This window comes from Blautia sp. 210820-DFI.6.14 (assembly GCF_020558815.1).
GTDB lineage: Bacteria > Bacillota > Clostridia > Lachnospirales > Lachnospiraceae > Blautia_A > Blautia_A obeum.
Genome location: NZ_JAJCKS010000024.1, coordinates 38,531 through 48,849, shown reverse-complemented (window position 1 = coordinate 48,849; position 10,319 = coordinate 38,531). Strand labels below are relative to the sequence as shown.

The 10,319-nt window shown below is 41.8% G+C and carries 11 protein-coding genes; 2 read left to right on the top strand and 9 right to left on the bottom strand.

The features are described from left to right. Positions 1-163: 163 nt before the first annotated feature. Positions 164-607 (top strand): hypothetical protein, encoded by a 444-nt coding sequence (locus LI112_RS14310; protein WP_005426246.1) that lies wholly within the window; start codon positions 164-166, stop codon positions 605-607. A 73-nt stretch (positions 608-680) separates the two neighbouring features. Here LI112_RS14310 and LI112_RS14305 read toward each other — a convergent pair whose 3' ends face one another. The 9 genes from LI112_RS14305 to LI112_RS14265 form a co-directional block, all read right to left on the bottom strand. Further along, on the bottom strand, positions 681-1,127 hold the full coding sequence (locus LI112_RS14305) for a DUF1934 domain-containing protein (protein ID WP_005426244.1): 447 nt from the start codon (positions 1,125-1,127) through the stop codon (positions 681-683). A 25-nt stretch (positions 1,128-1,152) separates the two neighbouring features. After that, a complete protein-coding gene (murI, locus tag LI112_RS14300; RefSeq protein ID WP_118393270.1) occupies positions 1,153-1,974 on the bottom strand; it encodes a glutamate racemase in 822 nt (273 codons plus the stop codon). A gap of 69 nt (positions 1,975-2,043) precedes the next feature. Then, positions 2,044-2,292, bottom strand: a complete 249-nt coding sequence (locus tag LI112_RS14295; RefSeq protein WP_022388232.1) for a hypothetical protein — start codon at positions 2,290-2,292, stop codon at positions 2,044-2,046. A gap of 78 nt (positions 2,293-2,370) precedes the next feature. Continuing rightward, a complete protein-coding gene (locus LI112_RS14290; RefSeq protein WP_227190928.1) occupies positions 2,371-4,041 on the bottom strand; it encodes a GerAB/ArcD/ProY family transporter in 1,671 nt (556 codons plus the stop codon). Continuing rightward, positions 4,038-5,573: a spore germination protein gene (locus tag LI112_RS14285; protein WP_330415490.1), complete on the bottom strand. Its 1,536-nt coding sequence runs from the start codon at positions 5,571-5,573 to the stop codon at positions 4,038-4,040. The genes LI112_RS14290 and LI112_RS14285 overlap by 4 nt, the downstream gene beginning before the upstream one ends. 126 nt (positions 5,574-5,699) lie before the next feature. Beyond that, the gene (locus LI112_RS14280) at positions 5,700-6,395 is read right to left on the bottom strand and encodes a GntR family transcriptional regulator (protein WP_005426219.1); all 696 of its coding nucleotides are present in this window, start codon (positions 6,393-6,395) and stop codon (positions 5,700-5,702) included. 16 nt (positions 6,396-6,411) lie between these two features. Beyond that, positions 6,412-7,272: a 4-(cytidine 5'-diphospho)-2-C-methyl-D-erythritol kinase gene (gene ispE, locus LI112_RS14275; RefSeq protein WP_055055913.1), complete on the bottom strand. Its 861-nt coding sequence runs from the start codon at positions 7,270-7,272 to the stop codon at positions 6,412-6,414. Positions 7,273-7,353: 81 nt separating this feature from the next. Beyond that, positions 7,354-8,910, bottom strand: a complete 1,557-nt coding sequence (locus LI112_RS14270) for an SPOCS domain-containing protein (protein WP_227190927.1) — start codon at positions 8,908-8,910, stop codon at positions 7,354-7,356. A 17-nt stretch (positions 8,911-8,927) separates the two neighbouring features. After that, positions 8,928-9,332: a protease complex subunit PrcB family protein gene (locus LI112_RS14265; RefSeq protein ID WP_022388227.1), complete on the bottom strand. Its 405-nt coding sequence runs from the start codon at positions 9,330-9,332 to the stop codon at positions 8,928-8,930. Positions 9,333-9,481: 149 nt separating this feature from the next. Here LI112_RS14265 and LI112_RS14260 point away from each other — a divergent pair, with 149 nt between their 5' ends. Further along, complete coding sequence (locus LI112_RS14260) at positions 9,482-10,222, top strand: 1-acyl-sn-glycerol-3-phosphate acyltransferase (protein WP_118393266.1); 741 nt, start codon at positions 9,482-9,484, stop codon at positions 10,220-10,222. The last annotated feature ends 97 nt before the right edge of the window (positions 10,223-10,319 follow it).

Here is a 10,319-nt window from a genome sequence, read left to right as displayed (position 1 = left end):
AAGGTATTTCCGCTTTTTAATTATTCAGTTGTAACACATGTATTGTAATCCTACACCTGTTCTTTATGGAATTTTATGAATTTGTTTGCCTTTTGTAATAAATGATGTTAGAATATAATTCGCATGACATAAGTTTGTAAATTACATATTGAGGAGGGTATCTATGAGTACACTTACCATCGTCCTTCTTGTGATCCTGGTCGTTCTGATCGCTGCTCTGATAGCTCTTTATTTCTTTGGAAAAAAGGCTCAGAAGAAACAAGAAGAACAGCAGGCCCAGATTGAAGCTGCTAAGCAAACCGTTTCTATGCTGATTATTGATAAGAAGCGACTTCCGTTAAAAGAATCCGGTCTTCCTCAGATGGTGATCGACCAGGCACCGAAGCTGATGCGCCGTTCCAAACTGCCAATCGTTAAAGCAAAAGTCGGACCAAAGATCTCCGTTCTGATCGCAGATGAAAAAGTTTTTGATCAGATTCCGGTCAAAAAAGAAGTCAAGGCCGAAGTCAGCGGTTTATATATCGTTGGCGTTAAAGGAATCCGTGGTTCCCTGGAAACACCGGCTCCTAAGAAAAAAGGCTTTTTCAAAAGATTACTCAACAAATAAGGACACATGCAAAATGCCTGAGAGAATCATCTCCCAGGCATTTCTTTTTTTTCTTTAGTTCTATCAATACTTATTACAATATAAGATTCTCCGAATCTCTGGACTGTGCCTGAACCGTAAGATAGCAGTCAGCCACATGTTCCTCATTCATATCCAGTGCATAATCAACTTTCAGATGAATATTATCCTCTTCTTCCTGCAATTCCAAACCGGTTGCTGCAATCCCCATCTGAAGTGTTCCAAACGGTGTAGAATAAAATGTCATATTTTTCTTACCCTGTTCGAAAACCATATGTACATTTACCTGCCCCTGCTTGCGGACTTCCACTCCCTGCGCCGACATCTTGATATAGTTGACCGTCGGTTCTGCCGTATCGTCCATCATTTCTTCATAACGAAGATAATGGCTTCCATTTCGATAATAATACTGTCCCGGGACAACGATCTCGATTGGTTCCTGTTCCTCTTCCGGATCCATCATCTGAAGTCCGCGTACATGTATAAGTACATCTTTTTTCATATATCTCTCCTGATTCTGATAATTATCAATATTTTTCAATATCAATTTTCTTAGTCATTTCCACATCATACGGAAGAATCGAATTGGCAAATTCCTTAAACTCATCTGCAAGATCACTTACATAAAATCGATAAGGAAATTCCTCTTCCTGCTGTCCGGTACTGAGCATATTTGTTTTCTGCAGAAGATTCTTCAGTTCCAAAGCCGTCTCATACGCCGGATTTACCAGTCTTACTTTTTCTCCCATAACTTCCCGGATCGTAGATCGGATCAGCGGATAATGCGTACAGCCGAGAATCAGTGTATCCACATCTTTATCTTTCAGTTCCTGCAGATATCGGTTTGCAACTTCTACGGTCACCGGATCATGCAGCCAGCCTTCCTCTACCAGAGGTACAAACAGTGGGCAGGCCTTACCGATCACCGTAATTTTCGGATCCAGTTTCTTCAGATAAGCTTCGTGAATTCCACTGCCAACTGTGCCGACCGTACCGATCACACCAACTCTTTTATTGACCGTCTCTTCTGCAGCAACCTTTGCTCCTGCTCCAATCACACCAAGAACCGGTATATCCTGTTCATGCTGTACCGCATCAAGCGCAAATGCACTTGCTGTGTTACAAGCGATCACAATTGCTTTCACCTGCTGTTCTTTCAGAAAATGAATGATCTGTCTGGAGTAGCGAATAACCGTATCTCTGGATTTACTGCCGTATGGAACTCTGGCTGTATCACCAAAATAAACAATCTTTTCCGAAGGAAGATTACGCATGATCTCACGTGCCACTGTCAGGCCACCTACTCCGGAATCAAACACACCGATCGGTGCATCTCTATCTATCTTCATATGTAATTCTCCAGTTCTGTTTTATATGTTCGAAAAAGTAAAATGAACTTTTCCGAACATATCGATATCTTACCACCTCTCAATAGCTTTCGCAAGCCAGAAGGATATCTTTGGCCTCTGTTCTGATGGAAATTTTTCGACATCGCAGCCATACTGATCCCATTCTGAAAAACAGAACTCCGGATAAATACTGCCCCACCATGCCAGAACATTTTTCTGCGATCCCCTCCATTGTATTCCACACAGCAGACTGATGACTATCATTCCTGTTATCATAGAGAGCAGGATTCTGTTTTCTTTTTTGTATATCTGTTTCATCCCGGAACCTCCTGTTTCTTTTTGTTATTTGCTTTGCAAAATAATATTCTTTCAGAAGTATTCCCCAAAATCGCCATATTATTCCAGCCAGACCTGGATCTGATCTTCGGAAAGTGTAATTTTCGGAAGTTTCTTTAAAGTTCCATTCTGATACCACTGATAATAGACCTGCCGCAGAGTCACACCATTTTTCTGTTCTCTGTCCATTCGGTTTTCCATAAGACCTGTAATATATTCTCCGACCGATGTTCCACCTTCCTTCCAGCCCAGCAGTTTTTCCGGTTCCTGCGTCTGAAATACATATATATTTTCTCCTGCCAGCGGTTCTTCTCTGAGATATTCAAAAAAATCTTTCCACATATCGGTTTCAGTCAGGTCCTGACTCAGTATCAGTATCTGCAAATGTCCGATATCCAGATATTTTTCCTGGGATCTTTCATAACGACTTTTTATTTCCTCAAAACTTTTCCCACGGACCTGGAGTGTCTGATTGCCATCCTCTTCCTCTTTTCCCTGACCGGTCGCTCTGGGAAGATCCGGCATTGCATAGGTCAGAATGTATTCTCCCTCAGACACATCAACTCCCATAGCCAGCGGATACATTCTCTTTTCCGGTTCTATTCCGGCACAACCGGTACAGCTCAGAATAAATACCATTAAAACAGCCACTGCAGAAGCTGTTTTTTTTCTTCTCTTTTTCTGTCCCCGGAAAAGCAGACAGATCTGGATCAGCACCAGTCCCGGAACAAAAAATGTTCCCAGATACATTTTGTAGAAATCTGCGATCCCTCTGTCATCTATTCTGACAAAAGAAAACGCATAAATTACTATGGGAATCCAGTATTTTCCGCTTCTCAGATGCACCGTATCCAGTATACGCATTCCGTAATGGAAACAGCTTCCCAGTGCAAAAAAAAGCCCGTACAATAAAAAACCAATCCAGAGTACATCAAACCTGGCAAGTACATTTCCCGGCAGGTCTGCTCCTGCCATCAGCGGAAGGACCGGATAAAGTTCTTTCTGTATCCGTCCCCACCCCAATACAGAAGGCAGGATAAAAAGAATAAGCAGTAAAATTCCGCTGACTGTTAGAATGGCCGATGTTACAGTTTTGCCGGAATTTCCTCTTTTTTCCACATTCTGCAATACAAACGGAAGAAGGCTGATTCCCGAAAAAGCACACACCACATCATACGTGCTGTAAACGATCTCCTTTCCCCACAATCGACTTTCCCGCAGCATTTCTTTCAAATATTCTGCATTCCCCTGCCCGATACACAACAGCAGCATAAGTATGATCACAAATAAAAAAATCCCTCCCGAGACACCAGCCATCCGCCCTCTGCGCTGCATCCCATGATCCGCACCATATGCACAGACTACAACCGCCCAGAAAATCAGCCATCCGGCTGCAATCCCTGATACTGCCCACACCGGTACGATCTGCTCAATGAGTGAAAGAATATAAACTCCTGTCATGATCAGATATATTAAAAAAAAGATTCCCAACAGGCTGCCTTTCAGCTTTCCCATTATTTTTACAGGATCTGCATAACAATAAGAAGTTCTTATCAGAAAAAAAACATACAGCAAAAGGATCAGAACTGCAGCCATGATGCCCACTGTTCCAGACATTCCCTGTTCTCCGTTATATCCCGGAATACAGATCAGAAGTGGTGCAAGAAAAGAAAGTATAATCTGATGATACAACTGTCTGTGTGATATACGATTGTTTTCTGCATACTTCATGATTCACGCTCCTTCCTGTCTGTAATCTTTCGCAGACGGATACTCTGTTCCTTTCTTGCATAGACCGGCCTGTATTTTCTGGCTTTGAAAGGTATTCGAAAAATACCATTACCTGTCTGTCTAACGGATTGTTCTTCCACAAAAGGCACCAGATACGGTATTCCAAAGCTCAACAGTCCTGACAGATGTGATACTGTAAGATAGATGCCAAGGACAACTCCATATATTCCAAGATAGCCTCCCAGAATCAAAAATCCATATTTCAGCAGGCGAAAAGCAGCTGCAAATTCTTCATCCGGTATGACCATAGATCCAAGTGCCGTAAGTGCTACGATCATAACAACAATAGGACTTACCAGATTGGCACTGACTGCCGCATCTCCTATGATCAGGCCGCCTACTATTCCGATTGCATTTCCAAGTGCACCGGGTACCCGGACTCCGGCTTCCCGTATCAGTTCAAAAGCGAGTTCCAGTAAAACCAGTTCTGTCACACTTGAAAAAGGTACTCCCTCCCTTGCATCTGCAAAAGACAGCAAAAGATTCGTTGGCAATATCTGTGTATGAAACCGGATCACTGCCAGATACAATCCCGGAAGCAATGTTGCTGTCAGCAATGCCAGATAACGCAGTATTCGAAGAAATGTTGCCATCTCAAAATGATGATACCAGTCTTCACTGCTCTCCATAAAACTGCTGAATGCACCTGGCAGGATCAGGGCAGACGGAGAATTATCACACAGAAGTGCGATTTTTCCATTGAGAAGTTCCAGTGCCGTCCGATCCGGGCGTTCCGTCACCTGATACTGCGGAAAAGGCGAATACCAAGGTTTCTCAGTCAGCTGTTCCAGCATTCCACTGTCCAGAATTCCATCTATTTTGTATTCCTCCAGCCTGTTTTTGACCTCTTCCAGAAGTTCTTCATGTACCAGATCTTCGATATACAGTATCTGAATCGTTGTATTGGAACGGACTCCACTCTGATATTCTTCTACTTTCATTCGGGTATCACGGATTCTTTTGCGTACAAGTGCAGAATTTGTCTTTACCGAATCTGAGAAACCTTCCCTGGAACCACGCAATACCTTTTCTGATTCTGCCTCAGAGACTCCCATATCCGGATACCCTTTGCTGGAGATTTTCATTGCCTTATTGTAACCATCTATAAAAAACACTGCATTTCCAGACAGGATTGCTCCAAAAACTTCATCCATATTTTCCAGTTTCTGCACATCTGCAATGCCCAGACTGTTATTTTTGAGAAATTCCTGTATTTTTTCCGGCGGTATTTTCCAGAAATGATTGATCATTTTTCCAATCGCTGAATCATCCAGCATCATATTCGATACCGTAACTTCAATATAAACCATAAGGCAGTCCACTTTACGATCTTCTCCCAGACGCATCGGACGTACCAGAATATCTGCACAATTTTCGCATTGCTTTCGGATATATATCTCATTATCCCTCAGATTTGACGAAATCCTGATCTGCTCTGTTTCTTTTACTGGTCCTTCTACTGCTTCTCTCATCATTTCCTCCTGAAGACAGATACCTGCTATAATAAAATTGAGAATAAAAAAAGAGATACACTTTATGCATCTCTTTTAGAATAACCAGATTATAAGATTTTATGTGTGCAGACACTGCTGACCGTTTTATTTATGAACCTGTCGGTTCTGTGTCTCTTCACGGATAGACCGTATGATCGCCTCCCGCTGATTCTCAATATGCTGATAGGAAATCTCCTGTGCCTGTTTTACATCACGATTACGGATTGCTTCGTAAATTTCTTCATGTTCTTTGACGAGAAGATTTCTTGTCTCTTCATCCTTCAGATACTCCACACGGTAACGATAAATCTGTTCCCGAAGATTATTCAATACCTGATTCAGTCTTCTGTTATCAGAAGATTTATAAATCACTTCGTGAAATGCCACATCGGCCTCTGCAAGCTTGACCAGATTACCCTCTGCCATAGTTGCTTCGAAGTCTTTGGCCGCTTTCCACAATTCCGCCAGCTGTTCCTCTGTCATACGTGCACATGCATTTTCAATAGAAAGATTTTCCAGAGCAATTCGAACTTCCAGAACATCATTCAGATCTTTCTCTGTGATATTGGCAACCTGTGCACCTCTTCGGGGAATCATCACAACCAGACCTTCCAGTTCCAGTTTTCGCATAGCTTCCCTTACCGGAGTCCTGCTGACACCAAGACGTTCTGCAAGTGCAATTTCCATCAGTCGTTCTCCTGGCTTCAGTTCACCTTTTAAAATTGCTTTACGGAGTGTATTAAATACAACATCGCGTAATGGCAGATATTCATTCATGTCTACAGAAAAATCATTTATCATAAGTACTTCCCCTTTCTTACTTTTTATTGTATATCTGTGTTGCAAATACAGTTTTCGCCAGATGACTGTTGCGAAGCGCTTCCGTAGCTTCCCGAAGTTTACTGCGGTCATCAAATATTCCAAAGACAGTCGGTCCGCTTCCGCTCATCATTGCCTTAAGCGCACCGTTCGCTTCCATAAGATCTTTAATCTCCTGAATAACCGGATACTGACTGATGATTCCCGGTTCAAAAACATTTTGCATTTTCGCAGTAAGACTGTGAAGATCCTGATTCTCAATGTCACTGATCATTCCATCAATATCCGGGTGTGACTGAATCTGATCCAGATGAAGATTCTCATAGGCAAGTTTTGTGGAAACATTGATTCCCGGTTTACCAACCAACACATAGCATTTCGGCAGTCCCGGAAGTCTGGTCAGCTTCTCTCCAATTCCTTCTGCAAGTGCAGTTCCACGCATAACACAATACGGAACATCCGCACCAACCTGTACTGCCCTCTTCATCAGTTCCTCTTCACTTAATCCAAGACGAAACAGACGATTCACTCCTACAAATGCTGCTGCTGCATCCGAGCTTCCTCCAGCCATACCAGCTGCCACCGGAATAAATTTCGTCAGCTTCATAGAAAGGCCTTCTTTGATATCAAATTCATCCATAAGAAGTTTTGCTGCTTTATATACCAGATTTCTTTCATCTGACGGGACATATGGAAGATTGGTAGATAAGGAGATCCCCGGTTCTTCCTTCTTCCGGATATCCAGAAGATCATACATCTGGATCGTCTGCATGATCATTCGAACCTCATGATATCCATCCTCTCTTTTGCGAAGAACATCCAGTCCCAGATTAATCTTGGCCATTGCACGTAAACGCATAAATTCACCTTCCATCCTTTGTACTTTGTATACAAACATGATCTGGCTATATTTTAGCCGATTTTCATACTAAATTCAATATTATTCTTCGACTTTTTTCACCAGAAGAAGAGGTGTTCCGGAAGATACCTCATCCCCGTCCAGATCATTCATCTGTATGATCTCCTCCACCGTTGTATAAAATTTTTTCGCAATATTCCACAATGTATCACCTGGTTTCATGATATACACTGTAATTCCCGGCATATTTCGGATTTTTTTCTGATCCAGTGGAATTTCTTCAATTTTTTCAAGAATCATCTCCTCACTGCACTGGATCACAAGCACATTCAGTCCTATCGTCGCCCGGATCTCAATATCATTGCTGTCTACCATTGTCGTTGAAAGCTGTTCCAGTTCCGTATGCAGATAATATACACTGTTTTCTGTAATGCCTTTGGCTTCAACTACGTGACTGAACGGCAGCATTGCTTCCATGGAATAAAACGGCATTTCATCATTTTCTACAATATACAGCACTTTTAGTCGTACAATTCCTTCTGCCAGAATTCCATCTTTAACGATTTGTATTTTGTCTATTTTTATTTTGCCCTGGCTGTGACAGATCTGAAGGATCTTCCCCTGTGTCTCTTTGACTTCTATCCTGTCTGCGATCCTGCATCGGGAGAAATTACGGACAAGAAGACTTTCCAGTATCTCTTTCCGACCTTTTGGCATACACTGACGAAACGGTGTATACACATCCATGATGACCTCATGATCTTCTTCCTGATAAAGCTTCATATCCAGTTCCAGTACAACATCTGCCTGAAGCTTTCTTTCTTCTCCATCCGCATCCGGTTTTACCTCCAGGGTCTGATTGATCACAGCAGCTTCCAGATTTGGGATCATTTCCGAAATACAGCCTGAGCACTCCACCTCTCCATTAAATGGTATAGAATGTTCTATCCACTGGAGCGTTCCACTTTCATCATCACCTGTATATAATGCAAAAATAAAAAGTTCTCCTTTGGCTTTTACACTGTTTTCTTCCGGTCTGAGATCCAGTCCACGAACTTCTGTTGTATACCAGAGCAGCTCTGCTATATTAGGTTTGTTCGATACAAGTGTTATTTCCTCTTTCAGGCGCATAGTATCCTTTTTATGTATTACAAGACTCAGTACACGCATTGTTTTTTTCTGCACAGATACTGTTTCATCATCAAGAGATACCGGAAGCCGTACTCCTGTCAACTCATCTACAGAAGCAAAAAAAGTAACCACTGCTTTAATATTCATTTTTCTGGAATGGATGATATGAATGCTCAGATCCTCAATTTCCCATTTCAGGCACATTTTATCCCCGTTGACTATTCCATCCAGATTCAGTGTCTCTTCCATTGGAAGATTTGCAGAAAGACTGTAGATCCTGCCATCCTCCTCACCGACATAAAGAAGATCTGCCTGCAGTTTTCCTTTCAGAAATGCATGCCCTTCATTCAGGCGCACTTCTTCTACTGTCATCTCCCCCTTATTCTGAATCATACGTCCAATGTCCGGTTTTACATCCGGTACATTGTAATCCACATCAAATGTTACCTGGCTGGATGCCTTGCTCTTTGTCCTTAATATCTGAATATCTTCTTTTTTTAATTCCACAATTCCATCCTCCCGTCTCACTGAAACTGCACCGGACCATCCCGGTATTCTGTCTTTATCACAATATACGGATATGACGGTTCCCCGCCCTGAATCTTTTCCGTCGGACCGATCAGTTTTGTTTCAAAAAAAACTGCATTTGAAGATGCAGAAAGTTCTTTTACCTGAATGCTGTATCCTCCACTCATCTGTCGGCCATACCCTTTTGCCAGAAACAGCTCCGTTCCCTTCTGATAGGCAATCTGAAATTCTGTTTCTTTCTTTTCTCTGATCAGCTCCTGCATTTCTTCCGGAATCTGGGAATCCTCGATCACGGTATATGCAAGTGGTGTTTTATTTTCTTCCTCGATCCGTATCATCTGACATCCGCCCAACATAAGAAAAAGCACTGCCAGACACAGCAGAGAAGCTGCTTTTTTCATAAATTCTCTCATTTCCCGGTATTAGATTTCTTCAGTATGTATTCTATGCAGAGTATAAAACATTTATTGCAAGTATTTGCAAAATCACTTATACTTGTACCAGAGTCTTGCTATGCGGGACATCTTTTTGACAGAAAGAGGAATTCATTATGATTCGTTTAGTTATTGTTGCCATCACGGTCATTGGATTTCTGATTTTATCTATTCCAATCCTTTTTGTGGAATGGATCATCGGAAAATTTTCACCGCGAACAAAAGAGATCAGCTCTCTTCGTATTATCCAGGCAGTTTTTAAATTTATTCTGTGGGAAGCCGGAACCAAGGTCACGATAATCGGTGAAGAAAATGTCCCAAAAGACACACCAGTCCTTTATATTGGTAATCACAGAAGCTACTTTGACATTGTACTTTCCTACAGTCGCTGCCCGATCCGTACCGGTTATATTGCAAAGAAAGAAATGGAACGATATCCGCTTCTTTCCAACTGGATGCGCTATCTGCATTGCCTGTTTCTGGATCGTAAGGATATCAAACAGGGACTGAAAACCATCCTTACCGCTATTGAAAAGATCAAATCCGGCATCTCCATCTGCATCTTCCCGGAAGGAACCCGGAACAAAAACAAGGATGAACTGGAACTCCTTCCGTTCCATGAGGGAAGTTTCAAAATTGCCAGCAAATCCGGATGTGTGATCATCCCGATGGCGATGAACAATACCGCAGAAATTTTTGAGGCACATATGCCAAAGATCAAATCCACACATGTTGTTCTGGAATACGGTAAACCGATCTATGTAAAAGAACTTTCCAAAGAGGATCAGAAGCATCTCGGAACTTATACTCAAAATATCATTTACGAAATGCTTGAAAAGAATAAATCACTGGTATAAAAAAGGTATCATAAATACAGAAATATAGGAAATGATCTTCAAAGAATCTCTCCTTTGTCTGTATTTATGATACCTTATGTTTTTTATGTATGTATTT